The organism is Streptomyces coffeae, assembly GCF_016741875.1.
GTDB lineage: Bacteria > Actinomycetota > Actinomycetes > Streptomycetales > Streptomycetaceae > Streptomyces > Streptomyces coffeae.
The window spans coordinates 69,216-93,686 of sequence record NZ_JAERRF010000004.1 but is presented as its reverse complement, the minus strand read 5'-3'; the positions used below and the strand labels follow the sequence as shown (position 1 = coordinate 93,686).

Below are 24,471 nucleotides of genomic sequence, written 5' to 3'. Positions count from 1 at the left end.
TGGATCAGGCCTGGGGGCGGCCCGCGGTCACCGCGTAGAAGGCCACCGCCGCCGCGGCGCCCACATTGAGGGAGTCGACGCCGTGCGCCATCGGGATGCGGACCCACTCGTCCGCGGCCATCAGCGCCTGCGCGGAGAGGCCGTCGCCCTCGGCGCCCAGCATCAGGGCGACGCGGTCCATGCGGTGCGGGGCCGCGTCGTCGATGCTGGTGGCCTTCTGGTCGGGGGTCAGGGCGAGGATGCCGAAGCCCGCGTCACGGACCGTCTCCAGTCCGCGCGGCCAGCTCTCCAGCCGGGCGTACGGAACGGAGAAGACGGCGCCCATCGAGACCTTGACCGAGCGCCGATAGAGCGGATCGGCGCAGTCCGGGGAGAGCAGTACCGCGTCCATGCCGAGGGCGGCCGCGCTGCGGAAGATCGCGCCTATGTTGGTGTGGTCGTTGACGGACTCCATGATGGCGACGCGGCGGGCTCCGGCGAGCAGTTCCCCGGCCTCCGGCAGCGGTTTGCGCTGCATGGAGGCGAGGGCGCCGCGGTGGACGTGATAGCCCGTCACCCGCTCGGCCAGCTCGGGGCTGACCGCGTAGACCGGCGCCGGGACGTCCTCGATGACATCGCGCATGACGTCGACCCACTTCGACGACAGCAGCATCGAGCGCATCTCGTAACCGGCCTGCCGGGCGCGCCGGATCACCTTCTCGCCCTCGGCGATGAACAGGCCCTCGGCGGGCTCACGCTTACGCCGTAGCTCCACATCGGTCAGACCCGTGTAGTCGCGCAGCCGCGGGTCGTCGGGATCATCGACGGTGATGAGATCAGCCACAGGGTGATACTGCCTTGTCCTGGTTGCGGTGCCAATGCGGCAGACGCGATTTACGTTACCCGCGGTTACGCGGCGGGGTGGCCGGGTCAGCGGTGGTCGGGGGAGGCGACCGCGACGACGTCGCCGATCACCACGATCGCGGGAGGCCGCACCCCCTCGGCCGCCACCGCCTCCGCCACCGTGGCGAGGGTGGCGTCCACCCGGCGCTGGGCGGCGGTGGTGCCCTCCTGGATCACGGCGACCGGGGTGTCCGCGGCCCTGCCGTGCCCGATGAGCGCGGTGGCGATGGCGCCTATCTTCTCGACAGCCATCAGCAGCACCAGCGTGCCGCGCAGCCGGGCGAGCGCGGACCAGTCCACCAGGGAGCTGGGGTCATCGGGTGCCACATGTCCGCTGACCACGGTGAACTCATGGGCCACCCCGCGGTGGGTCACCGGGATCCCGGCCACGCCCGGCACACTGATGGCGCTGGTCACCCCGGGCACCACGGTGCAGGGGATCCCGGCCTCGGCCAGGGCCTGCGCCTCCTCCATCCCGCGGCCGAAGACGAACGGATCGCCGCCCTTGAGCCGGACCACCGCCTTGCCCGCCTTGGCGTGCTCGATCAGCGCGTTGTTGATCGCCTCCTGGGCCATGAAGCGGCCGTACGGGATCTTCGCGGCGTCGATCACCTCGACATGCGGCGGAAGTTCATCGAGCAGATCGCGGGGGCCCAGCCGGTCGGCCACCACCACGTCCGCCTCGGCGAGCAGCCGACGGCCCCGCACGGTGATCAGGTCCGGATCGCCGGGACCGCCGCCCACCAGGGACACCCGCGGGCCGCGGGCCCGGTGGCGGGGCGCGGCGAGGGTGCCGTCGCGCAGGCCCTCGACCACCGCGTCGCGCACCGCCGCCGAACGGCGCGGGTCCTGCCCGGTGAGCACGGCGACGGTGACGCCCTCGCTGCGTCCGGTGGCCGGGGTCCAGGCCGAGGCGGCCTCGGCGTCGTCGCTGCGCACACACCACACCCGGCGCTCCTCGGCCTCCGCGGACGCGGCGGCGTTGGCCTCCGGGTCGTCCGTGGTGATCAGGGCGTACCAGGCGCCCTCGAAGTCACCCGCGCGGTAGCGGCGGCGTTCCCAGCGCACCTCGCCCGCCTCGGCCATCGCCTCGACCGAGGCGGTGGCGGACGGGGAGATCAGCAGGATGTCCGCACCCGCCGCGATCAGCGCGGGCAGCCGGCGCTGGGCGACCTGGCCCGCTCCGAGCACAACGACGCGCCGCCCGGCAAGGCGCAGTCCGACGGGGTAGGCAAAGTTCTCGGACATGGCGGTGCGGCTCTCCTCGTGCGAATGCCTGCCGCTGCGGCACTGGAGCGGCTGATCAACAGTGGGACGTGGCCCCCGCGGACACCCTACGTCGCGGGGGCGCGCCTCAGTTCTTCTCCGTGACCCCGGCGGAGTCGAACGTGGCCACCTCGTGCATCGCGCGCGCCGCGCTCTGCACCACCGGGAGGGCGAGCAGCGCGCCCGTACCCTCACCGAGCCGCAGATCCAGATCGACCAGCGGCCGCAGCCCCAGCTTGTTGAGGGCGGCGACATGGCCGGGCTCCGCGCTGCGGTGTCCGGCGATGCAGGCGGCCAGCACCTCGGGCGCGATGGCCCGCGCCACCAGGGCTGCCGCCCCCGCGCTCACCCCGTCCAGGATCACGGGCGTACGCAGCGAGGCGCCGCCCAGCAGCAGCCCCGCCATCGCGGCGTGCTCCAGCCCGCCGAACGCGGACAGCACTCCGACCGGGTCCGCCGGGTCGGGCTGGTGCAGCTCCAGACCGCGCCGTACGACATCGATCTTGCGGGCGTGCATCTCGTCGTTGATACCGGTGCCGCGCCCGGTCACCTCGGCCGGGCCCACACCCGTGTACACCGCGATCAGGGCGGCCGAGACGGTGGTGTTGGCGATGCCCATCTCACCGGTGAGCAGCGCCTTGTTTCCGGCAGCCACCAGGTCGCGGGCGGTCTCGATGCCCACCTCCAGGGCGCGCAGCACCTCTTCGCGGCTCAGCGCGGGGCCGGTGGTGAAGTCGCCGGTGCCCGCGCGCACCTTGCGCGGCAGCAGACCGGGGGTGCTCGGCAGCTCGCTCGCCACACCCACGTCCACCACGCACACCTCGGCGCCGACCTGGCTGGCGAAGGCGTTGCACACCGCGCCGCCACCCAGGAAGTTGGCCACCATCTGGCCGGTGACCTCCTGCGGCCAGGCGGTGACGCCCTGGGCGTGCACTCCGTGGTCGCCCGCGAAGATCGCCACGGCCGCGGGCTCCGGGATCGGCGGCGGGCACTGCCGCGAGAGCCCGCTCAGCTGTGCGGAGATGATCTCCAGCATGCCGAGTGCGCCGGACGGCTTGGTCATCCGCTTCTGCCGCTCCCACGCCTCGCCGAGCGCCTTGGCGTCCAGCGGGCGGATGCCCTGGAGGGTCTCCTGGAGCAGATTGTGCGGATCCTCGCCGGGGAGCGCACGGCGTCCGTACGTCTCCTCGTGGACGACCCAGGACAGCGGGCGGCGCTTGGACCACCCGGACCGCATCAGCTCCGGCTCGTCCGGGAACTCGTCGACGTATCCGACGCACAGATACGCCACGATCTCCAGATGCTCCGGCAGCCCGAGCGCCCGCACCATCTCGCGCTCGTCGAAGAAGCTGACCCAGCCGACGCCCAGGCCCTCGGCGCGCGCCGCGAGCCAGAGGTTCTCCACGGCGAGCGCGGAGGAGTACGGCGCCATCTGGGGCTGGGTGTGACGGCCCAGAGTGTGACGGCCGCCGCGGGTCGGGTCGGCGGTGACGACGATGTTGACCGGGGTCTCGAGGATCGCCTCGATCTTCAGTTCCTTGAACTGCTTGGCCCGGCCCTTGGGGAGGGATTTGGCGTACGCCTCGCGCTGACGCATGGCCAGCTCGTGCATGGTGCGCCGGGTCTCCTCGGAGCGGATGACCACGAAGTCCCACGGCTGGGAGTGGCCGACGCTGGGGGCGGTGTGCGCGGCTTCGAGCACCCGCAGCAGCACCTCGTGCGGGATGGGGTCGGACCGGAAGCCGTTGCGGATGTCGCGGCGTTCGCGCATCACGCGGTGGACGGCGGCGCGCTCGGCCTCGGCGTATCCCTCGGCGGGAGGGCCGAGGGGCTCGAGTGGCGCTTCCGGCTCGTCGTCCGCGGTCTCGCCTTCCGCGGTCTCGCCTTCCGCGGTTGCGGTGTCCGCGGTGTCCTCGGCGTCGTCGACGGCCGTGTTGTTGTCGGTGCCGGGAGCGGGCTCCTCGGCTCGGGCCGCCGCTTCGGGCTCCGCGCCGGGTCCGGCTTCGGCCGTCCCGTCGGCCTCGGCCGGTGTGCTCTCGGCGGGCTGCGGGGTCTCCTCGGGCCCGGCTTCGGGAACCTCGGCTTCGGGAGCCGCTGCCTCCAGGGTCACGGCCTCCTCCGCCGCGGGCTCGGGTGCCTCGGCCGCGTCGGCGGGAGTCACGGCGGCCTCCTCAGCGGTGGCTTCGGGGGCCTCCTCCACCACGGGCTCGGGCTCGGGCTCCGGCGACGGCTCGACCGCGGCTGTCTCCACGTCCACGGACTCCTCCGGTGCGGACTCCTCCGGGGACTCCTGCTGCGGGTCCTCCTCCGGGGCGGCCTCCGCCTGCGGGAGTTCGGCCGGTGGGAGTTCGGCCTGCTCCTGGGCGGGGGCCTCCTCCACGACGTCCGCCTCGGACGCCGGGGTACCGGCCTCCGGCTCCGCGACCGCTTCCCCGGCGACCGCTTCCCCGGCGACCTCGGTCGCCTCGGCGGGCTGGGGCTGATCGTCAGTGACTATCGAGTGACCGGGGTCGACCGCGACCGGCTCCGCGGTGTCCGCGGGCTGCTCCTCGACGGGCCGCGGCGTCTCCTCCGCCGACGTCGTGGCCTCATCGGCGACCGGGGCCTGCTCCACCGGCACGGCCTGCTCCACCGGGACGTGCTCCGCCGCCGGGGCCAGTTCGGCCGCTGTGGTCAGGGCCTCATGCGCCATCTGCGCCGGGATCCCCGGTACGGCGTCCGGGACCGGGTCGGGCTGCGCGTCGAGCTGTTCGGGGGCCAGACCGGGCTGGACCTGGGCCGGGATTCCGACGACCGGCTCCTCGGCCATGGCCGCGTCCGCACCCTGCGCCGCGGTGTGGGGCGCGGGCACATGTGCGGGCTCCATCATGGGAGCGCCGCCCTGGGCCGGGATGGCCACGCCCGCCGGAGGTGTGTCCGCGGACTCCGGCTCGACGCCCTGCGGTGGCCCGGTGTGCTCCGGGGGAATCGGAGGCATCGGGGCCGGGGGCAGCTCCGCGCCCTGCGCCGCCTCGGGTGCCTCGGCGCTCTCCGGCGCCGGGGCCTCCTCCTCAAGACCGACCGTTTCTGCGTGCACGGGCTCCGGCGCGGGAACGGGCATCGGCTCCGGCTGGGCCTCGGGCTGAGGCTGGGGCTGCTGCGGCGCGGGCGGCGGAGCGGAGTTCCACGCCTCCCCCGGCTGCGGAATGTCCGCGAGCTGCGGCCCGGGAAGCGGGGGGTCCTCGGGCTGGACCGCGAAGTACTGCGGCCCCGCCGCGTACTCGGGCGCGGTGGTGTAGTCCGCCCCCGCCGCACCCATCACGAACTCGCCGCTCGCCGACTGCTCCGGCGCCACGGGGTACTCGGGCTGGAGCTGGGGCACAGGCTGCGGCCCGGACTCGAGGACCGGCTCGGGCTCGGGCTCCGTCATGGGCGGCTCGACGTGCGGAGCGGACCCGCCGCCGTGCCGGGCGGCCGCCGGGCCGCGGTCGGCGAGCGAACGCACCACGCCATTGGACGAGTCGGGCAGCGGCGGGCCCATGTGCAGCGGTCGCCGCACGGCGGCGGGCTGCGGCTGGGACTGCTGGACCGGCTGGGGCTGGGCCAACGGCTGCTCAACGGGCTGGGGCTGAAGCCCCGGCTGCGGTTCGGCGGCCTGCGGCGCCACGCCCGGGTGTTCGGGCAGCTGCGCACCGGCGTACTCGGCCGCCGCCGGAACCGCCACGCCGCCCTCGTACGTCCCGTGCGGCGGCATACCGGCCGACGGCTGCTGGTACTGGGCCTGCTGCTCGCTCCAGGCGCCCTGCGCACCGGGCATCAGCAGCAGATCGTCCTCCTCGCCGCCGGTCTCGTGCGGGTCGAGGTAGGGGTAGGGAGGGGCGCCGGGTGGCGGCTGCTCGATGAAACCGGCGTCGGCGGGCGGGGCATGGACATCCGCCGGGTGCGGGTGTCCGAGTCGTCCGCCTGCGTTCTCCGGCTGTCCCTCACCCGGGACCTGGCCGGTGTCGGTCATGCGTACCCCTCGCCCATCGCTAGTGCTCCTTCCAACCGCCTACCGCCGAGAGCAAGCCCCGTGAGCAAGAACGAGCGTGCGCCGTGCGCGGCACGTAGCACGCCCGTGGCTTGCCTACCGCGGCCCCGCCAAGGGAGGCGCACATTCCGGTCATTGACCGATAAAGCACCGAACGCCGGGCAGCGGCACAGGCAGTACAACGGTCCGCCAGCCTACCCCGCGCGATGCCCGCGGAAGGTCACCAGGGCGAAGCTCGGGGCGAACGTCACAAGGTCAAAATCACTGGTGCGGGCGGTGGCCGCAGAGCAGGAAGGCGACGGCGCGCTCGCGCTCGGTCCACCCTCGCGTGTCCAACTCGACCGACTGGAGCAGGACGCACTCCACCGCATAGCCGCCGTCCTCCAGCGCCCGTCCGACAGCTTCCGCCTCGTCCCGGGTCGCGGCGTGGGTGACGATGCGTTCGGGGCGGCGCGCGGCGCACGCGGCGACCACGGACGCGCCCCCGCCGCCCACCCGCACCACATCCGGCTCCGGCAGATCCTCGAGGACCTCGGGGGCGGTGCCGTGGACGACCTGGAGTTGGACGCCGAACCGGCGGGCGAGGGTGGCGGTGCGCTCACAGGCGTCCGCGTCCCGGTCGACGGCGATGACGGCGGCGCCGAACCCCGCGGTCTCCACCGCCGCCGCGCCGCTGCCCGCGCCGATGTCCCAGACCAGGTCGCCCACCCGGGGTCCGATCCTGGCGAGTTGGAGGGCACGCAGCTGCGGGGACTCGTTCTCGCCCAGCACGGTCGCGTAGGCGGGGCCGGGCAACGCCCAGCCACGGACGGCGCCGGGGAAGCCGGGGTCGCGTCCGGCGATCCAGCCGCCGCCGTGGAGGGAGCCGCGCGCGGCACCGGTGGTCTGGCGAGCGGGCGGGGCGGTGACACCGGAGCCGCCGATGACGATGACGACATTGGGGTCGCGCCAGGCGTGGTCGGCGACCTTGTCGGAGGTCAGGACGGTCACCTGCTCGCGCTCGGTGCCCAATGCCTCGCAGATGACGAAGGTGCGGTGCACCGGGCCGAGGAGCAGCGCCAGTTCGGCGGGCCCGGCGCCGGGCGAGGTGAGGACGGCGACCTTGGTGTGGGCGCGGCAGACGTTGACGGCGCGGCGCAGATCGCGACTGTGGGCGACCACGACGACCTGGGCGTCGTCCCAGGGCATCCCGGCGCGGGCGAAGGCGGTGGCGACGGAGGAGACGGCGGGCACGACCTCGACCTCGAGGCCGTGCTCGGGAGCGCGCAGGGCCCGTACAACACCGAAGAACCCGGGGTCGCCGTCGGCGAGCACCACGGGCGAGCCGCGGTGCTGGGCGATACGGCGGGCGGCGAGGTCCACGCTGCCCAGCCGGATCCGTTCGGCGCCCGGTGGTACTTCGGGCAGCGCCAGGTGGTGAGCGGCACCGGCCACGAGGGTGGCCGCGCCGAGGGCGGAGCGGGCCACGTCCGTGAGCGGTGAGCCGTCCCAGCCGATCACCGTGACGCGGTCGGCCATCGTCGTCTGTCTCCCCGGGGTGTGGTGTGGGTGGGTCGGGTCGCCGTGCGGGGTGCCGCAGGTGTGGCGGGTGCGGCGGGTGCCGCGGGGTGTGCTCGCGTGTTCGCGGCCGACCGCGGACGCGGACGCCGGGGTGGCGTGGTGTGCGGCTCGGCGGGCCGGTACGTGGGTACACGGGCCTGGGCAGGTTACCCCGCCTGGTCCGGACCGCCGGAGCGGGGGGATGGGCCGGGGTGGTGCGCCGGGGGCGCCGCGCGAGGGTCAGCCCCAGTCGGAGTACGTGGGATAGCCGCCGAACCCGTCGGATCCGGCCAGGGATTCAGGGACCCCGTCGAGGTCCTCGGCGAGCAGGCTCCAGACGATGAGGTCGGTCCGCAGATCGGTCCAGCCGCCGTCCTCCGTCTGGGTGCGGGCTATCCCGGCGTTGCGCAGCACGCCCTCGCTGATACAGCCGATCTTCTGGGCCACCTGCTGGGCGGCGGTGTTGTCGGCGGCGGTCCGCAGTTCCAGCCGCTCGAACTTCTGGTCCTGGAAGAGCCAGCGGGCGACGGCCAGCACCGACTCCGAGGCATAGCCCTCACCGCGCGCCCAGGGGGCGGTGATATAGCTGACCTCGGTACCCAGAACCCGCCAGTCCGTATTGCGCAGATGCACGATTCCCACCAGTCGCTGGGTGAGGAATTCGGCGACGGCGAAGACTATTCCGCGGCCGGTGGTGCGTTCGGCCGGGGCGAGCCGCAGCGCCTGGTCGCGGGCGTCGCGCTGGGTGTACGGATAGGGCGCTCTGGTCCAGGCGACCACGAGCTCGTCGGTCATCATGTCCGCGAGCGCGGGTACGTCCGCTTCCTCGAACGGGCGCAGCACCAGGCGTTCGGTGCTGATGGAGATGTCCGGGAAGGTGGAGGTCATGCGCCGCTCCGTAATCGGGGGTCATTTTCCGTAGCCGTCAAGAGAGCCCAGCATGCAGCATCGCCGATGCGATTTGCAGCACGGGGTGGCCAAGCGGAAGGCTCCGCATCCGGTTGTGTGGCCGGAATGCGGAGCCGAGCCGCTTCCCTCGACGCGGATATCGCGCGGACGGAGTCGATACGCGGGCTGGGTCAGAACGAGGGGAGGACGGAGCCGGCGTACTTGTCCTTGATGAACTTCTTCACCTCGGGCGAGGTGAGCAGCTTGGCCAGCTTCTTGACCCGCGGGTCGTTCTCGTTGCCCTTCTTCACGGCGAGGAAGTTGCCGTAGGGGTTGTTCTTGGGCGATTCCAGGACCAGGGCGTCCTTGGCGGGCTTGAGGTGGCCCTCGATGGCGTAGTTGCCGTTGATGACCGCGGCGTCCACGTCGTCGAGGGTGCGCGGCAGTTGCGCGGCCTCCAGTTCCTTGAACTTCAGGCCCTTGGGGTTGGCGGCGATGTCCTTCGGGGTGGCCTCGTTGCCGACGCCGTCCTTGAGCTTGATGATCTTGTGGTCGGCCAGCAGCTTCAGCGCGCGGGCCTCGTTGACCGTGTCGTTCGGGAGGCCGACGGTGGCACCCTTCTTCAGGTCGCCCGCCTTCTTCACCTTGTGCGAGTACAGGCCGAGCGGCTCCAGGTGCACCGTGACGACGGGCACGATGTCGGTGCCCTTCTTCTTGTTGAAGTCGTCCAGGAATGGCTGGTTCTGGAAGTAGTTGGCGCCGACCGAGCCGTCCTGGGTGGACAGGTTCGGTGTGTTGTAGTCGGTGAACTCCCGGACCTCCAGCTCAAGGCCGAACTTCTGGGCCAGGTGGTCCTTGACGTAGGTGAGTATCTCGGCGTGCGGGACGGGGCTCGCGGCGACGACGAGCGGGCCGTCCTTGCTCTTCTCGGAGTCCGGGCCGCAGGCGGCCAGGCCGAGAGCGAGGGTTCCGGCGGCGAGGACGGTGGTGACGGTCTTGGTGGTGTTACGCACGAAAAGCGCCTTTCTTCTGGGGCGCACGGAACCGCCGCGGGTGCGGAGGCACGGTGCGAGGGGTGGGGCTGTGGGGGGTGCGGGGGTGGAGGTGGCTCAGGGGGCCTTGGCGGGTTCGGTGTCCGCGGCCTCGGCGTCGGCCGGTCCACCAGTCGTTCCGGCAGTCGCGGCGGCGGCAGGGGCGGACCGGGCGCTCCGGGCGGGGCGCGGCAGCACCAGCTGGGGGACGGCCGAGGAGCGGCCGCGGTGCGACAGGGAGCGCGCGGCGAGGTCACCCGCGAACTGGACGGCGGAGATCACCACGGCGAGGATGCCGACCGTGATCCACATCAGCTCGGTCTCGAACCGCTGGTAGCCGTAGCGGATGGCGAGGTCGCCCAGGCCGCCGGCGCCGACCGTACCGGCCATCGCCGAGTAGCCGAGCAGTGCCACGACGGTGGTGGTCGCGCTGGAGATCAGCGACGGCAGCGCCTCGGGCAGCAGCACCTTGCGGACGACGGTCCAGGTGGAGCCGCCCATCGACTGCACGGCCTCGACCAGACCGCCGTCCACCTCGCGCACCGAGGTCTCCACCAGCCGGGCGAAGAAGGGGACGGCGCCGATCGCCAGGGGCACGATCGCGGCCTCGGGCCCGATGGTGGTGCCCACGATCCAGCGGGTGAAGGAGATCAGGGCCACCATCAGGATGATGAACGGCATCGAGCGGGCGATGTTCACGATCTGGCCGAGAACCTTGTTGACGACCACGTTCTGAAGAACACCGCCCCGGTCGGTGAGGACCAGCAGCACACCGATCGGCAGTCCGCCGACGACCGCGATCAGCGCCGACCAGCCGACCATGTAGAGGGTGTCCCAACATGCCTGCTCCAGCAGGGGCTCCATCTCGGACCAGGTCACTTGGCGCCCTCCTTGAGCAACTGGCGGGTGGCTGCGGCCGTCTTCGGGCCGTCGGCGATCGCCGCCACGTCGACCTGGAGCCCCTGCTCGCGCAGAAAGCCGATCGGGACGACGTTCTCCTCGAACCGGCCGGGCAGTTCGATACGCATCCGGCCGACCTGGTTGCCGCCGACGGTGTCCATCGCGGCGCCGAGGATCGAGATGTCGATGTTGTAGGTACGGGACAGCTGGGAGATGACCGGCTTGGTGGCGGCCTCGCCCTGGAAGGTGACGTCCACGACCGTGCGGTCCTCGGCCGAGGGCACCCCGCCGACCGGGAACAGCTCATGGGCCAGCTCGGAGCCCGGGGTGGCCAGCAGATCGCTGACCCGGCCGGACTCCACGATCCGCCCGCCGCGCATCAGCGCGGCCGAGTCGCAGATCGTCTTGACCACGTCCATCTCATGGGTGATCAGCAGCACGGTCAGGCCCAGCTGACAGTTGAGATCGCGCAGCAGCTGGAGGATCGAGCGGGTGGTCTCGGGGTCGAGCGCGGAGGTCGCCTCGTCCGACAGCAGCACCTTGGGGTCGCCCGCGAGCGCGCGGGCGATACCGACCCGCTGCTTCTGGCCACCGGAGAGCTGGGCGGGGTATGCCTTCGCCTTGTCGCCGAGGCCGACCAGTTCGAGCAGTTCCAGGGCCTTGCGGGTGCGCTCCCTGCCGGAGACACCGAGGATCTCCAGCGGCAGTTCGACGTTGTCCCGCACGGTGCGCGAGGAGAGCAGGTTGAAGTGCTGGAAGACCATGCCGATGCGGCTGCGCGCCTGGCGCAGCGCGGATCCGGCCCTCCCCCAGCTACCGCTGGGAGGTGCCCCCCGGCCGCGCCCGGCGAGCGCGGTGAGGTCCTGACCGGCGACGGTGATGGTGCCGGAGGTGGGGCGCTCCAGGAGGTTGACGCAGCGGATGAGGGTGGACTTCCCGGCGCCGCTCTGGCCGACGACGCCGTACACCTCACCCTCGCTGACATGCAGATCGACGCCGTCGAGGGCGGTGACCTCGCGGCCTCGTGAGCGGTAGACCTTGGTCAGGTCCGTGGTGGTGATCACAGGGTTTCCGTCACTGTTGAGTGCACGGCGAGGTGACGCCGGGCACGGTTCGTTCATTGCGGAACGCGGCAGGGGGAAGCCGAGCGGACGCGACGGCAGGAGGTCGCGCGATGCGGCTACGGGTTCCGGTGACGCGGGGCGGCTCGGTCCGGCGCGCTACTGGCGCGCGGAATCGGGCTCAGCGGTCTCGCTTCGGGGCGCGAGGCTCGTACAGGGGCCCTCAGCAGTCACACATTCGACACCGACAACGAGCACCGGGCGCGGTGCACGCCTCGGTCGCGGGGATGCGGATGCTCGTCGTGGTCATGGCCGCAAGTAAAACAGAAAGCGGAACGAGCCGATCAACCTGGTCCGTATTGCGGACACAATTGTCCAGTCCGCGGACAAACGGAAGGAGTCATTCAGGCCCGTACGGTGCGCTCCGCTCCCCTCGCCGGCCTGTGCCGACACGGCCGAGAGGTCCGTCGGCACCCAGTGGGCGGTCAGCTCCTCACGGGACACCGTTGTGGTCAACGCCACGGCCCAGCGGCCGTCCCGGGCCCGGGGCCGATGACAACGCGGTCATCAGGGGCGATTACAGTCGTCCCATGCTTGTCACCCCCTGTGTGCGCCATCGCACCGCACGGAGGTCCCGTTGATCGCAGCGCTGACGGTCACGCTCGGTGTGACCGCGCTCTTGCTCGCCGCCTGGTGCGGGTTCGCCACCTATCGCGACCAGCCCACCAAGGACTGGCACTTCATCGGCATGGCCGTGGTGGCCCTGCTGGCGCTCGTCCAGCTGGTCGTCGGGATCGTCCGGCTGGCGGGCGGGGACAAGCCCGATCAGGGTGTGGCGATCTTCGTGGCGTATCTGATCGGTTCCGCGCTCGCCGTGCCGATCGCGGCGTTCATGTCGCTGGCCGAGCGGACCCGCTGGGGTTCGGCGACGGTCGCGGCGGCGGCCGTGGTGCTGGCCGTGCTCGAGGTGCGGCTGTACGACATCTGGGGAGGCATCGGTGGCTGAGTCCACGGAATCGTCGCGGACGGCGGGATCCACGGCCCGGCGGACCGGTCTCGGCCAGGGGCCGGGACGGCTGCTGGTGATGCTCTACGGAGTGTTCACCGTCGCGGCGGCGTCCCGCTCGATCTACCAGCTGATCGCCCAGTACCACGAGGCCCCGCTCGCCTACATCCTCTCGGCGGTCTCCGCCGCGGTCTACGCGTTCATCACCGTCTCGCTGGTGCGCGGCGGCGAGGGGGCGCGCCGGGCGGCGATGGTGTGCTGTGCGGCGGAGCTGGTGGGGGTGCTGACCATCGGCACCTGGACACTCGCCGACCCCTCCGCCTTCCCCGACCAGACGGTGTGGTCGGACTACGGGATGGGCTATCTCTTCATCCCGATCTTTCTGCCGGTCACCGGTCTGCTCTGGCTGCGCCGGACGGACTGAGCGGAATCCCGCCCGGCCCGTCCGGCAGTGCCTCGTCTCATCCGGCCTGTGACAGCCCGGGGGCTGAGCGGCCTCGCTCACGTCCGGTGCGGTTCGGTTGCGTCCCGAAGGGGCGCGGGGCTGTGTCGATGTGCGGCTCCGCCGCGGCTGTGTCGATGTGCGGCTCCGCCGCGTGGGCGACCAGCCACGACGCGGCCGCAGACGAACGACGGCACCTCGCGGCACTTCCCGCGGAGCGCTATGCGCTGGCCGCGAAGGTGGATGCCGCGGCGTCCTTCTCCAGCGTGACCACGCTCAGCCGGCGGTTGACCTCCTCGGTGCCCACCTGGGCATAGCCGTAACGGCGGTACAGCCGCAGATTGCCGTCGCTGCGGTGGCCGGTGAAGAGGCGGTAGCGCTTGGCGGCCCGCTCCTCGCTCAGCCGCGCCTCGATCGCCGCGAGCAGCCGCCCGCCCAGGCCGTGGCGCTGCATCCGGGGGTGGACGATGAGCTTGCCGATGGCGGCGATGCCCTTGTCGTCGACCACACCGCGCACCGAGCCGACGACCTCCGCGCCGAGCCGCGCCACGAGCACGCATCCCTCGCCGAGTTCGGCGCGCAGATCGTCCAGCGACTGCGTCAGCGGCTCGATGGAGTAGTCCCCGTACAGCTCGGCCTCGCCCTGGTAGCACAGATACTGGAGCTTGAGGATCTGCTCGGCGTCGTCCGCGGTCGCCGCGGAGATGGTCACGCTCATGCCCATGTGCGCATGCCTCCCCTATTCTCGGTCCTCCGGCCGCGGTGAGGGTGAGGGTGCGACCGGGGTTGATGGCCCTGGGATCGGAAGCGCCGCGTGGTTCGCGGTCGCCTCCGGGGCGCCGATTGTCTAACGCTCCTTTCCCCAAGGTTCAGGAGCCGCAATCTCCGCCTGGAGCATTCTGCGCAGGCAACCCAGACATCGGGAACGTACCGGCCCCAGACTGCCCTGTGACATTTCCAACGCGCCCGCGATCTCCCGGTATGTCGGGTCCGAACGGGACAGCATCGCGCCCAGCAGCCGGGGGCAGCGGCCGGGCAGCCGGCGCACCGCCGCGCGCAGTACCCGGCGGGTCTCGGCGGTCAGGACGGCCTGTTCGGCGGGACGGGGCTCGGGACCCTCCGGCGGTCCGTCGTCCACCGGGTCGTACGACACCTCGCGGCGGGCCCGGCGGCGGGCGCCGCGCACCTCGGCGCGGACGGCGCCGCGCAGCCAGCGGGCGGGTTCCGGTGGCGGGCCGGTGTTCTGGGTACGCTCGAGCAGCCGCAGCCAGACGGCCTGTTCCAGTTCGGCGGGCTCGACACCGGCGGCGTACGCCTCGGCCGCCGCCTCGGCGGCCAGCAGCGGGCGCAGTTCCTCCACGAGGTCCATACGGTCCATGCCGGGCGGGACGTGGGCCGGTCGCGGCGTGGTTGCCGGTGCGCCGCCGTCTCACCCGACCGGGTGGCCGCCGGGACAGGGCTTGACGCCCGTGTCCCGGCGGCCGTGGTACGGGACCCGCTCAGTGCTTCTCGAGGAAGTCCGCCCGCGCGAGGAGGGCGGTGTCGGCGTTGTCGGAGAAGATGCCGTCGATTCCGGTGTCGAAGTACACCTTGAACGCGCCGAAGGCGTCACCGTAGGCGTTGGGGTCGGTGCCCCGGCGGAAGTCGGCGGGCAGGAAGCTGTTCTCGTTGCGCATGGTGTACGGGTGCAGGAACAGCCCTGCCGCATGCGCGTCCTTGACCACACTGGTGGGTGTGCCCAGCTTGCCGTCGGCGGTACGCGGGATGATCACCGACAGATCGGGGCCGATACCCTGGGCGAAGCCCGCGATCCACTTCAGCCCCTCGGGCTTGACCAGGTCGGCCACCGTGCGCGGGTCGCCCGCCTCGACGAAGTCCCAGGGGCGGCTGGTGACCGTGGACAGCAGCACCACCGAGGGGGCGTCGACCAGCTTGCGCAGCCGCTGGATGCTGCTGGGCTCGAAGGACTGGAGGAACTGCGGGGAGTCCTTCTTGTGGCGGCCGTACCGGCGCAGCAGCTTGGCGACCTGCTCCTCCAGGCCGAGACCCAGCTTGCGGAAGTAGGTGGGGTGCTTGGTCTCGACGTGCAGCCAGACCCGGCGGCCGCGCTTGCGGCCCTCCCGCTCGGCCCACTGGAGCACCTCTTCGAAGGTGGGCACCTCCCAGCGGCCGTCGTAGAGCGTGTTGCGCTGGCGGGTGCCCGGGATGCGCTCCTTGGCGCGCAGGGTCTTCAGCTCGGCGAGGGTGAAGTCCTCGGTGAACCAGCCGGTGAGCTTGGTCCCGTCCACGGTCTTGGTGGTCTTGCGGTCGGCGAACTCGGGGTGGTCCGAGACGTCCGTGGTGGCCGTGATGTCGTTTTCATGACGGCAGACCAGATGGCCGTCCTTGGTGGGGACGAGGTCCTGCTCGATGACGTCCGCGCCCATGTCGAGAGCGAGCTGGTACGAGCCGAGGGTGTGTTCCGGCCGGTAGCCGCTGGCACCGCGGTGGCCGATGACGGCGGGCACCGGCAGCCCGTGCACCCCGCCGGAGTCCGCCGCGCCCGCCGTGGCCGTACCCGCCTCGCCGGAGGTTCCGGCCGCCACGGCCGTGCCCGCGCCACTGAGCGCCATCGCTCCCGCGCCGAGGGCCGCGGCCCCCAGGAGGGCGCGCCGTCCGGGCTGTTGCTCCCGCTCCATGAGCACTCCTCGCTCTGGTGTCCGTAACACCTGTCAACGACCGTCAGAGAACGGGCCGATGGTAGGCGGGAGCGCCTTATGTACGGGAGACGTCGGCGGAAACGCAGCGGAAACGCGTGTCAACACTGCGTATCAGGTGGGTGAACCCGGTGTGCGCCAGGGCACGACCGGCGAGTATCGTCCTGAAGCGGCGCAGGTGTGCGGTGCGGGTTGACGGACCGTACACCTCACGCACCAGACCATGACCCCGACCGGAGGACCTGTTGTCCCGATTTGCGTTTCTGAAGGCAGTACTCGGTCCGCTGATGCGCCTGATGTTCCGCCCACGGGTCGAGGGGGCACAGCGCATTCCCGGCTCGGGCCCGGTGATCCTCGCCGGGAACCATCTCACCTTCATCGACTCGATGATCCTGCCGCTGGTCTGTGACCGTCAGGTCTTCTTCATCGGCAAGGACGAGTATGTGACGGGCAAGGGGCTCAAGGGCCGTCTGATGGCCTGGTTCTTCACCGGTGTCGGCATGATCCCGGTGGACCGGGACGGCGGTCGCGGCGGAGTGGCGGCACTGATGACCGGCCGCCGGGTGCTGGACGAGGGCAGGGTCTTCGGTATCTACCCCGAGGGCACCCGCTCCCCCGACGGCCGTCTCTACCGGGGCCGGACCGGTATCGCCCGGCTCGCGCTGATGACCGGCGCCCCCGTGGTGCCGTTCGCGATGATCGGCACCGACCGGATCCAGCCGGGCGGCAAGGGGCTGCCGCGGCCGGGCCGGGTGGAGGTGCGCTTCGGTGAGCCGCTGGAGTTCACCCGCTACGAGGGCATGGACCGCGACCGGTATGTGCTGCGGGCGGTGACCGACGAGGTGATGAGCGAGGTCATGCGGCTCTCCGGCCAGGAGTATGTGGACATGTACGCCACCAAGGCGAAGGCCGCCGCCTGACGGCTGCGGATCCCTGTGTCACGCCAGGGCAAATCCCCTGGCCACCGGCCGGGTCCGGGCACTAGGGTGCGCCGATGACCACCTCCACCGTGCCCTCCCCCGCCTTTGTCCGGCTGCGGGGGCGACGCTTCGCCGTCACCGATTTCGGCGGGCCGGGCACCCCGGTCCTCGCGCTCCATGGCCACTTCGGCCGCGGCCGGATGTACGCACCGCTGGCCGCCGCGCTCGCCCCCGCCCGGCGGGTGATCGCACTCGACCAGCGGGGGCACGGGCTCACCGGGGGCGGTGGTCCGTTCACCCTGGACGAGTACGTGGCCGACGCCGCGGCGCTGCTGGCCGAGCTGGACCTCGGACCGGTCCCGGTGATCGCCCACTCCACCGGTGCGGTCGGGGCGTACGCGCTGGCCGCCCGCCATCCGGAGCTGGTGACCGCGCTGGTCGTGGAGGACATCGGCGCGGTGACGGACCGCCCGGTGGTCGCCCATCCGGTGCTCGATGTGTCCGCCTGGCCGACCTGGGCGGTGGACCGGGACGCGCTGCGGGCCGCGATCGAGGCCCGGGGCATCCCCGACGCCACGTACTTCGTCGACAGCGCGGAGCCGGACCGCGCGGCGGGCGGCTGGCGACTGCTGTTCCAGCCCGCCCACATGATGGAGTCCCAGCGGGCCCTGTGCGGTGACTTCTGGGACGAATGGCTGGGTTCGACGTGTCCCGCGCTGTTGATGCGCGGTGAGCACAGCCCGCTGCTGCCGCCCGGTCACGCCCGGGAGATGGCGGACCGCCGTCCGCACACCAGGCTGCGGGAGTTCGCGGGGTGCGGCCACTGGATCCACGACGACGCGCCGCAGGCGTACGCCCGCGCGGTGGACGCGTTCCTCAACACCCTGTAGCCGCCCCGCCGTCCGTGCCGGGCGGCGGTCAGGCCCAGGGCAGCTCCGCGCGGTGGCGCCAGTACGCCTCGGGTTCCTCCACGAGCCCGTCCAGCAGGGCGAGCTGGCGTTCGTTCAGCCGCAACGTGGCCGCGGCGAGGTTGGAGCGCAGCTGGGGAATGGTGGCCGCGCCGGACAGGACCACATTCGCCCACGGCCGGTGCAGCACCGCGGCGAGCGCGACGGCGTCCGGGGTGACCCCGGTCTCCTCGGCGACCTGCCGCACCGCGGCCGGCGCCGCCTCGGGCGCGGCGAGCCGGCCGTTGGCCACGGCCTCCTTGACGATGACCGACCGTCCCGCGTCCCGTGCCTCGACGAGCGCGGCCCCGGCCGAGGGCTCCAGCAGGTTGTAGGTGGTCTGGAAAGTGCGGAACAGCGGCGCGCCATCGGTCTCGACGGCGAGCGCGGCACGGATGGCGTCGGCCTGGTGCGGTCCGCTGGTGGACACCCCGATCGTCACCCCCTCGGCCGCGAGCGCGGCCAGCCGCTCGTGGAGCGCGCGGTCGGTGAGGGCGGGGCTGTCGGGGGTGAGCGAGTGGATCTGGTAGAGGTCGAGCCGGTCGCCGAGCAGGGCGTCGGTCAGCCCGCGCTGCCGCTCGTAGGCGGCGGCGCTGTGGTCCTTGACCTCGTGGGTGGTGGCGTCGGTGCGCCAGTCCGCGACATAGGTGTAGCCCCATTTGCTGCCGACCACCACGTCCCGGACCTCCGGGTGGTCCGCCAGCCAGTCGGCGAGGAACTCCTCCGCCCGGCCGTAGGAGCGCGCGGCGTCCAGATAGCGCACTCCGTGGACGTAGGCGGTGTCCAGCAGTTCCTGGCTGCGCCGCCGCATCGCCTCGACGGTGCGGTCGGCCGGGAGGTCCCGGTCCCGGCCGAGGGTGATGTAGGCGGGACGGCCGACCGCGGCCAGGCCGAGTCCGATCCTGGCCGCGGGGGCGGTGGTCTCCGCGAGACGCGAGAAGCCCATGGGGCCCATTGTGCGCTTAACGCTTGGCGTTGGCCCACTCGTACTGGGCGGCCAGGTCGGTCTTGACCTCCGTCAGCTGTACGGCCACGGCCAAGGGGGCGGTGCCGCCGCGGCCGCTGCGCGAGGCGAGCGCGCCCGGCACATTGAGCACCGAGCGGACCTCGGGCGTGAGATGCGGGGAGATCTTGGCGAACTGCTCGTCGGTCAGCTGGTCCAGCTCGATACCGGTCAGCTCGCACTCCTTGACGCAGGCGCCCGCGACCTCGTGCGCCACCCGGAACGGCACACCCTGCCGGACCAGCCATTCGGCGATGTCGGTGGCGAGCGAGAACCCGGCCGGGGCCAGCTCCTCCATCCGCTCCCGGTTGACGGTGAGCGTGGCCATCATGCCGGTGAAGGCCGGGAGCAGCACCTCCAGCTGGTCGCAGGAGTCGAAGACCGGCTCCTTGTCCTCCTGGAGGTCGCGGTTGTACGCCAGCGGCAGCGCCTTGAGGGTGGCCAGCAGCCCGGTGAGGTTGCCGATCAGCCGCCCGGACTTGCCGCGCGCCAGCTCGGCGATGTCCGGGTTCTTCTTCTGCGGCATGATCGACGAGCCGGTGGAGAAGGCGTCGTGGAGGGTGACGAAGGAGAACTCCTTCGTGTTCCAGATGATGATCTCCTCCGCGATCCGCGACAGATCGACGCCGATCATCGCGGTGATGAACGCGAACTCGGCGACGAAGTCACGGGAGGCGGTGCCGTCCAGCGAGTTGGCGGACGAGCCGTGCTCGAAGCCGAGGTCGGCGGCGACGGCCTGCGGGTCCAGCCCGAGCGAGGACCCGGCCAGCGCGCCCGAGCCGTAGGGCGAGACGGCGGTCCGCTCGTCCCACTGGCGCAGCCGCTCGGCGTTCCGCGACAGCGCCTGGACATGCGCGAGAACGTGGTGGGCGAAGAGCACCGGCTGGGCGTGCTGGAGGTGGGTACGGCCGGGCATCGCCACATCCGGGTGTGCCTCGGCCAGCCCGACCAGGGCGCTCTGGAGATCGGCGATCAGCCCGCCGATGATCCGGGCGTGATCGCGCAGATACATCCGGAAGAGGGTGGCGATCTGGTCGTTGCGGGACCGACCGGCACGCAGCTTGCCGCCGAGGTCGGGGCCCAGCCGCTCCAGAAGTCCGCGCTCCAGGGCGGTGTGCACATCCTCGTCGGCGATGGTGCCGGTGAAGTCGCCGGAGGCGACGTCGGCCTCCAGCCGGTCGAGCCCCTCGAGCATCCGCGCCAGCTCGTCCGCGGTGAGCAGCCCGGCGGTGTGCAGCACCCGGGCGTGGGCGCGAGACCCGGCGATGTCGTACGGCGCCAGGCGCCAGTCGAAGTGCACGGAGGCGCTGAGCTTCTCCAGTGCCTCGGACGGCCCGTCGGCGAAGCGGCCGCCCCAGAGCCGGACGTCGCCGCTGTTGCCGTTGCTCACGCTGTTGCTCCTCAAGGCTGTGGGTGTGCGACCGCCTCCCCGCGGACGGGGCGGGGAGGCGGCTCATGCGGTCTGTCTCGGGTCCGACTGTCGCTGTGGTCCGACCGTCTCGGGTCCGAGGCTACTGCTGGAGGTCCCGCTTGGCGGCGATCTTGCTGGACATGCCGAAGATCTCGATGAAGCCCTTGGAGAGCGACTGGTCGAAGGTGTCGCCGGTGTCGTAGGTCGCCAGGTTGAAGTCGTACAGCGACTGCTCGGACCGCCGGCCGGTGACCACGGCCCGCCCGCCGTGCAGGGTCATCCGGATGTCACCGGAGACCTGCTGGTTGGCCTCGTTGATGAAGCCCTCCAGGGCCCGCTTCAGCGGCGAGAACCACAGGCCGTCGTAGACCAGCTCGCCCCAGCGCTGCTCGACCTGCCGCTTGTACCGGGCGAGCTCCCGCTCGACGGTGACGTTCTCCAGCTCCTGGTGGGCGGTGATCAGCGCGATGGCGCCCGGGGCCTCGTAGACCTCCCGGGACTTGATGCCCACGAGCCGGTCCTCGACCATGTCGATCCGGCCGACTCCCTGGAGCCCCGCCCGCTCATTGAGCTGCTGGATCGCCTGGAGGACAGTCACCGGCTTGCCGTCGATGGCGACCGGCACGCCCTCCTTGAAGGTGATGACGACCTCGTCGGCCTCCCGCGGGTCGGCCGGGTTCGAGGTGTACTCGTAGACGTCCTCGATCGGCGCGTTCCAGATGTCCTCCAGGAAGCCGGTCTCCACGGCCCGCCCGAAGACGTTCTGGTCGATCGAGTAGGGGGACTTCTTGGTGGTGGCGATCGGCAGGTCCTTCGCCTCGCAGAAGGCGATGCACTTGTCCCGCGTCATGGCGTAGTCCCGGACCGGCGCGATGCACTTCAGCTCCGGGGCGAGGGAGGAGATGCCCGCCTCGAACCGCACCTGGTCGTTGCCCTTGCCGGTGCAGCCGTGGGCCACGGTGCTGGCGCCGTGCTTCTTGGCCGCAGCGACCAGGTGCTTCACGATCGTCGGCCGGGAGAGCGCCGACACCAGCGGGTAGCGGTCCATGTACAGTGCGTTGGCCTTGATCGCCGGGAGGCAGTACTCATCGGCGAACTCGTCCTTGGCATCCGCGACCTCGGCCTCGACGGCCCCGCAGGCGAGCGCGCGCTTACGGATGACATCCAGGTCCTCGCCTCCCTGGCCGACATCCACGGCGACGGCGATGACCTCGGCGTTCGTCTCCTCGGCGATCCAGCCGATGGCGACGGAGGTGTCCAGGCCGCCCGAGTAGGCGAGTACGACGCGCTCGGTCACGGGTTTCTCCTTACGTCCATGCACTGACTGGCATAAGTATGCACTGGACCGTATGGTTCGTCAACGCGGCCCGGAGGGGCCTGTCGGCGGGCGGCGCTACGATGCGGCTATCAGGTGCCCTGAAGGGGAGGTAGCCAGCATGAGCGTGCAAGACGACATCCTCTGGCAGGCAGCCGAGCACGCTGCGGCGGAGTTCGAAGGCTTCAAGATCGAGGTAGTGGGGGGCCGGATCGTCATGACGCCGCAGAGCAGCATCCAGAGCTGGACCATCCTCGACGTTCAGATGGCCGCAATGGCGGCGGGCATCGACAAGTCCCGCCTGCTGTCCGACGTACTGATCCAGTTCCCGGGGGAATCCCCCCGAGTACCAGATGTGACGATCCTCGAGGAAGGCGCGACCGAGCCCTACTCGTACGAGGACATCCTGGCCGCCGTCGAAATCGTCTCAGCGAAGAACGACGGCAACGATTACGCGGTCAAGGTGCGGCAGTACGCACGGTTCGGCGTTCCGATCTACCTGATCATCGACCCGTTCCTCGGCCAGTGCATCCTGCTGACCCGCCCCAAGGACGACAGCTACGCGTCACGTGATGAATACGCCTACGGCGAGATCGTCACCCTCCATCTGACGGATGGCAGCACGGTCGAGATCCCCACGGCCGAGTTCAAGCGCCGGGGCTGACGTTCGCGGTCAGCAGTCGATCTCGGCCCAGACCGTCTTCCCCGGCCCGCGCCGCTCGGCGACGCCCCAGCGGGTGGCGAGGGCCGACACCAGGAGGAGTCCACGGCCGGTCTCGGAGTCCGGGCCGGGGGCGGCGACGGCCGGGCGTCGTTCGGCCCGGGTGTCCGCGACCTCGATCCGTAACATCGAGCCGGTGAGGACGAGCCCCACCTCGAAGCCCCGGCCGGGCACCCGGCCGTGCGTAACGGCGTTCGCCGCCAGTTCGGCGACGATCGCTGCGGCGGCCGTCCGGGACGGCTCGTCGTCGCCGTATCCCCATGCGTTCAGCTGCCGGACGACCAGCAGCCGGGCGAGCCTGGCGCCCCTGGGGCTGGGGCTGAGCCGGCGGGTGAAGCTGCGTACGGTGGCGGGGGCTTGGGCTTCCGGCCGTGCTTGGGCTGACATGCGGCCCACCGTTCCGGTTGCCCGACGGGTCGAACCAGGTCAGCGGCTCGTATGGGAAGGGGCCGTACGGGTACGGCTGATCCGACTGTACGCGTAACCCACCCTGCCCCTGGGCGCGTTGAGCAGATAGTCAGGCTCAGGACAGCGCGCACCGGAGGTGGCCGAGATGGCGGAGAGCGCGAACAACAACGAACCGGAGCCTTCGGACGGCCTGCGGGCATTCGGGGCCGTGGTCAAGGTCTTCCGAGAACGGGCGGGCCTCACCCAGGAGGAACTGGCCCCGCTGGTGCGGTACTCACCGCAGACCGTCGCCTCGATCGAGCAGGGACGACGGTTTCCGCAGCAGGACTTCGTCGAGCGTGCGGAGGATGTCCTGGACGCGTTCGGGGTGCTGAGGGCGGCGGCGAAGTACTTGGCGCGGCGGAAGGGCTTGGCGTCGTGGTTCCGCCAGTGGGCGGGGCTGGAGGAGCAGGCGATCAGCCTCTGTACGTATGAGTGCCGGGTCGTGCCGGGCCTGTTGCAGACGGAGGCCTACGCGCGGGCCGTCACGGTGAGCGTCCCCCCGCCGCCCGAGGAGGAACAGGTCGAGCAGCGGGTCGACGCTCGTCTCGCGCGGCAGCAACTGCTGCACCGGAAGCCGCCGATCGCGTTCAGCTTCATCGTCGAACAGGCGCTGCTGGAACGGCACACGGGTGGTGTCGACGTGACCAAAGAGCTCATCGACCGCCTGCTGGAGGTGGCCGAGCTGTGGAACATCGAGTTGCAGATCATGCCGTTGCGGCAGCCGTTTCATGCGGGCCTGGACGGTCCTTTGCAACTACTTGAGACCGCTGACAACGGGTGGCTCGGCTACATCGAAGGCCAGCGTCACAGTCAACTCGTGTCTGACCGGAAAGACGTCAGTGCGCTGCTCCAACGATATGCCAAGATGCGCTCACAGGCCCTGACACCCGAAGACTCCGCGGGCCTGCTGAAGAGGATCCGAGGAGCGCTATGAGCACCGTCGAGCTGGCCTGGTTCAAAAGCAGCTACAGCGGTTCCGAGGGCGACAGCTGCGTCGAAGTCGCGCTCTCCTGGCACAAGTCCACGCACAGCGGAGGCGACGGCGACGAATGCGTCGAGGTCGCCACCTGCCCCCACACCGTCCACGTACGCGACTCCAAGGACACGCAGGGACCCCAGCTCGCCTTCTCCCCCACCGCCTGGACGGCGTTCGTCTCCTCCTGCGTTGCGTAAGTCCCGCAAGGTCCAACCGAGCGGGATTTGAGGCCGGGCCCGGCATGGTGCCGGGCCGGTGGCCCCGTGTGGCTGGATGCTGACGGTCTCCCAGCCACACAGGAGAGACCGTGCACAACCCCAGCCCCCAAGGAGCCGGGAAATCGGCGGCCCCTGGCGCGAGCCATGACACCCCCGGTCCGGGGGTCATCGGCATTGCGCTTGCCGCTGTGCTGACCTTCGCGCTCGCCCAGGGTTCCTGGCAATGGTTCTCCACCTATATCGGGGCGACCCTCCTTGCGCTGATCTTCACCTTTTACCGACTGCCGCCCTGGACCCCTGGCCTCAACTCCGCCTACATGAGGAATCTGTTGGCGTACTCGATGGTCGTCGGCCTGTGCGTGGCGATCACACTGGCCCCGGCCCTCCAGCGCTGGGCGTGGCTGTTTCCGATGCCCGGCACCCGTAGCGCATGTCCTGAGCTGGGCAGGTACGAGGGCATCCGCGCGGAGGCCGCGGTGTCTCAACTGGCCGGCCGTGACCGTACGGCCATGGCGCACGCGGCGGAGGCCCAGGGCCATGACGCCGTGGCCGACTGCCTGGCTGCCACGACGACCCGGTGGCTGCCGGTGTACGCGGTCGGGGTCGCCGTGCTGACGGGCCTGATCGCGTGGTTCCTCGGCCGGGCTCGGGCCAGGAAAGCAGCGGGCCCGAACCTGTGAATCTCGGCGGTCATTGAGACAGTCCGCTCCCCCAGCCGTATCCCCGTTCGCCGGAGCTCTTATGCGAAGGGGACAGGCCGTGACGACGCTACTCAACAGCCGGGCCGGGC

23 protein-coding genes are annotated in these 24,471 nt (G+C 71.4%); 8 read left to right on the top strand and 15 right to left on the bottom strand.

What is annotated here, in order from left to right; all coding sequences use genetic code 11:
* Positions 1 to 4: 4 nt before the first annotated feature.
* The 8 genes from JK363_RS07470 to JK363_RS07435 form a co-directional block, all read right to left on the bottom strand.
* Positions 5 to 823: a TrmH family RNA methyltransferase gene (locus JK363_RS07470; protein ID WP_201872857.1), complete on the bottom strand. Its 819-nt coding sequence runs from the start codon at positions 821 to 823 to the stop codon at positions 5 to 7.
* Positions 824 to 909: 86 nt separating this feature from the next.
* On the bottom strand, positions 910 to 2,130 hold the full coding sequence (gene cobA, locus JK363_RS07465) for a uroporphyrinogen-III C-methyltransferase (protein WP_201872855.1): 1,221 nt from the start codon (positions 2,128 to 2,130) through the stop codon (positions 910 to 912).
* A gap of 106 nt (positions 2,131 to 2,236) precedes the next feature.
* Positions 2,237 to 6,139 (bottom strand): nicotinate-nucleotide--dimethylbenzimidazole phosphoribosyltransferase, encoded by a 3,903-nt coding sequence (cobT, locus tag JK363_RS07460; RefSeq protein ID WP_201872853.1) that lies wholly within the window; start codon positions 6,137 to 6,139, stop codon positions 2,237 to 2,239.
* A 279-nt stretch (positions 6,140 to 6,418) separates the two neighbouring features.
* Entirely contained in the window at positions 6,419 to 7,675 is a 1,257-nt protein-coding gene (gene cbiE, locus JK363_RS07455) for a precorrin-6y C5,15-methyltransferase (decarboxylating) subunit CbiE (protein WP_201872852.1), read from the bottom strand.
* Between the two features lie 261 nt (positions 7,676 to 7,936).
* A complete protein-coding gene (locus JK363_RS07450; RefSeq protein WP_201872850.1) occupies positions 7,937 to 8,584 on the bottom strand; it encodes a GNAT family N-acetyltransferase in 648 nt (215 codons plus the stop codon).
* A 191-nt stretch (positions 8,585 to 8,775) separates the two neighbouring features.
* A complete protein-coding gene (locus tag JK363_RS07445; RefSeq protein ID WP_201872849.1) occupies positions 8,776 to 9,597 on the bottom strand; it encodes a MetQ/NlpA family ABC transporter substrate-binding protein in 822 nt (273 codons plus the stop codon).
* A gap of 96 nt (positions 9,598 to 9,693) precedes the next feature.
* Complete coding sequence (locus JK363_RS07440) at positions 9,694 to 10,494, bottom strand: methionine ABC transporter permease (RefSeq protein WP_201872848.1); 801 nt, start codon at positions 10,492 to 10,494, stop codon at positions 9,694 to 9,696.
* Positions 10,491 to 11,579, bottom strand: coding sequence for a methionine ABC transporter ATP-binding protein (locus JK363_RS07435; RefSeq protein WP_201872847.1), 1,089 nt, complete (start codon positions 11,577 to 11,579; stop codon positions 10,491 to 10,493). Before JK363_RS07435 ends, JK363_RS07440 begins: the two co-directional genes overlap by 4 nt.
* A gap of 634 nt (positions 11,580 to 12,213) precedes the next feature.
* On the opposite strand from JK363_RS07435, the gene JK363_RS07430 reads away from it, so the two are divergent.
* Together JK363_RS07430 and JK363_RS07425 are read left to right on the top strand one after the other, a co-directional pair.
* The gene (locus JK363_RS07430; RefSeq protein ID WP_201872842.1) at positions 12,214 to 12,582 is read left to right on the top strand and encodes a hypothetical protein; all 369 of its coding nucleotides are present in this window, start codon (positions 12,214 to 12,216) and stop codon (positions 12,580 to 12,582) included.
* Positions 12,575 to 13,006 carry a hypothetical protein gene (locus JK363_RS07425; RefSeq protein WP_201872840.1) on the top strand — a complete coding sequence of 144 codons (432 nt, stop codon included), beginning with the start codon at positions 12,575 to 12,577 and terminating at the stop codon, positions 13,004 to 13,006. Before JK363_RS07430 ends, JK363_RS07425 begins: the two co-directional genes overlap by 8 nt.
* A gap of 238 nt (positions 13,007 to 13,244) precedes the next feature.
* Here the strand turns inward: JK363_RS07425 and JK363_RS07420 are convergent, their stop codons facing one another.
* From JK363_RS07420 to JK363_RS07410, 3 genes are all read right to left on the bottom strand, one after another.
* Positions 13,245 to 13,748: a GNAT family N-acetyltransferase gene (locus tag JK363_RS07420; protein ID WP_201872838.1), complete on the bottom strand. Its 504-nt coding sequence runs from the start codon at positions 13,746 to 13,748 to the stop codon at positions 13,245 to 13,247.
* Between the two features lie 123 nt (positions 13,749 to 13,871).
* Entirely contained in the window at positions 13,872 to 14,393 is a 522-nt protein-coding gene (locus JK363_RS07415) for a sigma-70 family RNA polymerase sigma factor (RefSeq protein WP_201872836.1), read from the bottom strand.
* Positions 14,394 to 14,523: 130 nt separating this feature from the next.
* Positions 14,524 to 15,702 carry a glycerophosphodiester phosphodiesterase gene (locus JK363_RS07410; protein ID WP_201872834.1) on the bottom strand — a complete coding sequence of 393 codons (1,179 nt, stop codon included), beginning with the start codon at positions 15,700 to 15,702 and terminating at the stop codon, positions 14,524 to 14,526.
* A gap of 263 nt (positions 15,703 to 15,965) precedes the next feature.
* Between JK363_RS07410 and JK363_RS07405 the strand changes: the two genes are divergently transcribed.
* On the top strand, positions 15,966 to 16,640 hold the full coding sequence (locus JK363_RS07405; RefSeq protein WP_201872832.1) for a lysophospholipid acyltransferase family protein: 675 nt from the start codon (positions 15,966 to 15,968) through the stop codon (positions 16,638 to 16,640).
* Between the two features lie 74 nt (positions 16,641 to 16,714).
* On the top strand, positions 16,715 to 17,530 hold the full coding sequence (locus JK363_RS07400; RefSeq protein WP_201872831.1) for an alpha/beta fold hydrolase: 816 nt from the start codon (positions 16,715 to 16,717) through the stop codon (positions 17,528 to 17,530).
* Between the two features lie 28 nt (positions 17,531 to 17,558).
* On the opposite strand, the gene JK363_RS07395 is transcribed toward JK363_RS07400, so the two are convergent.
* The 3 genes from JK363_RS07395 to JK363_RS07385 all read right to left on the bottom strand — a co-directional run bounded on the left by JK363_RS07395 (position 17,559) and on the right by JK363_RS07385 (position 21,298).
* Positions 17,559 to 18,533 carry an aldo/keto reductase gene (locus JK363_RS07395; protein WP_201872828.1) on the bottom strand — a complete coding sequence of 325 codons (975 nt, stop codon included), beginning with the start codon at positions 18,531 to 18,533 and terminating at the stop codon, positions 17,559 to 17,561.
* A 16-nt stretch (positions 18,534 to 18,549) separates the two neighbouring features.
* A complete protein-coding gene (gene argH / locus JK363_RS07390; RefSeq protein ID WP_201872818.1) occupies positions 18,550 to 19,980 on the bottom strand; it encodes an argininosuccinate lyase in 1,431 nt (476 codons plus the stop codon).
* 121 nt (positions 19,981 to 20,101) lie between these two features.
* Positions 20,102 to 21,298: an argininosuccinate synthase gene (locus JK363_RS07385; protein WP_201872816.1), complete on the bottom strand. Its 1,197-nt coding sequence runs from the start codon at positions 21,296 to 21,298 to the stop codon at positions 20,102 to 20,104.
* 139 nt (positions 21,299 to 21,437) lie between these two features.
* Between JK363_RS07385 and JK363_RS07380 the strand changes: the two genes are divergently transcribed.
* Positions 21,438 to 21,980: a Uma2 family endonuclease gene (locus JK363_RS07380; protein WP_201872814.1), complete on the top strand. Its 543-nt coding sequence runs from the start codon at positions 21,438 to 21,440 to the stop codon at positions 21,978 to 21,980.
* Between the two features lie 9 nt (positions 21,981 to 21,989).
* On the opposite strand, the gene JK363_RS07375 is transcribed toward JK363_RS07380, so the two are convergent.
* Complete coding sequence (locus tag JK363_RS07375) at positions 21,990 to 22,424, bottom strand: ATP-binding protein (RefSeq protein WP_201872812.1); 435 nt, start codon at positions 22,422 to 22,424, stop codon at positions 21,990 to 21,992.
* A 166-nt stretch (positions 22,425 to 22,590) separates the two neighbouring features.
* Here JK363_RS07375 and JK363_RS07370 point away from each other — a divergent pair, with 166 nt between their 5' ends.
* The 3 genes from JK363_RS07370 to JK363_RS07360 all read left to right on the top strand — a co-directional run bounded on the left by JK363_RS07370 (position 22,591) and on the right by JK363_RS07360 (position 24,361).
* Entirely contained in the window at positions 22,591 to 23,421 is an 831-nt protein-coding gene (locus tag JK363_RS07370; RefSeq protein ID WP_201872810.1) for a helix-turn-helix domain-containing protein, read from the top strand.
* The gene (locus tag JK363_RS07365) at positions 23,418 to 23,660 is read left to right on the top strand and encodes a DUF397 domain-containing protein (protein ID WP_201872808.1); all 243 of its coding nucleotides are present in this window, start codon (positions 23,418 to 23,420) and stop codon (positions 23,658 to 23,660) included. The genes JK363_RS07370 and JK363_RS07365 overlap by 4 nt, the downstream gene beginning before the upstream one ends.
* Positions 23,661 to 23,770: 110 nt before the next feature.
* On the top strand, positions 23,771 to 24,361 hold the full coding sequence (locus tag JK363_RS07360; protein ID WP_236075622.1) for a hypothetical protein: 591 nt from the start codon (positions 23,771 to 23,773) through the stop codon (positions 24,359 to 24,361).
* The last annotated feature ends 110 nt before the right edge of the window (positions 24,362 to 24,471 follow it).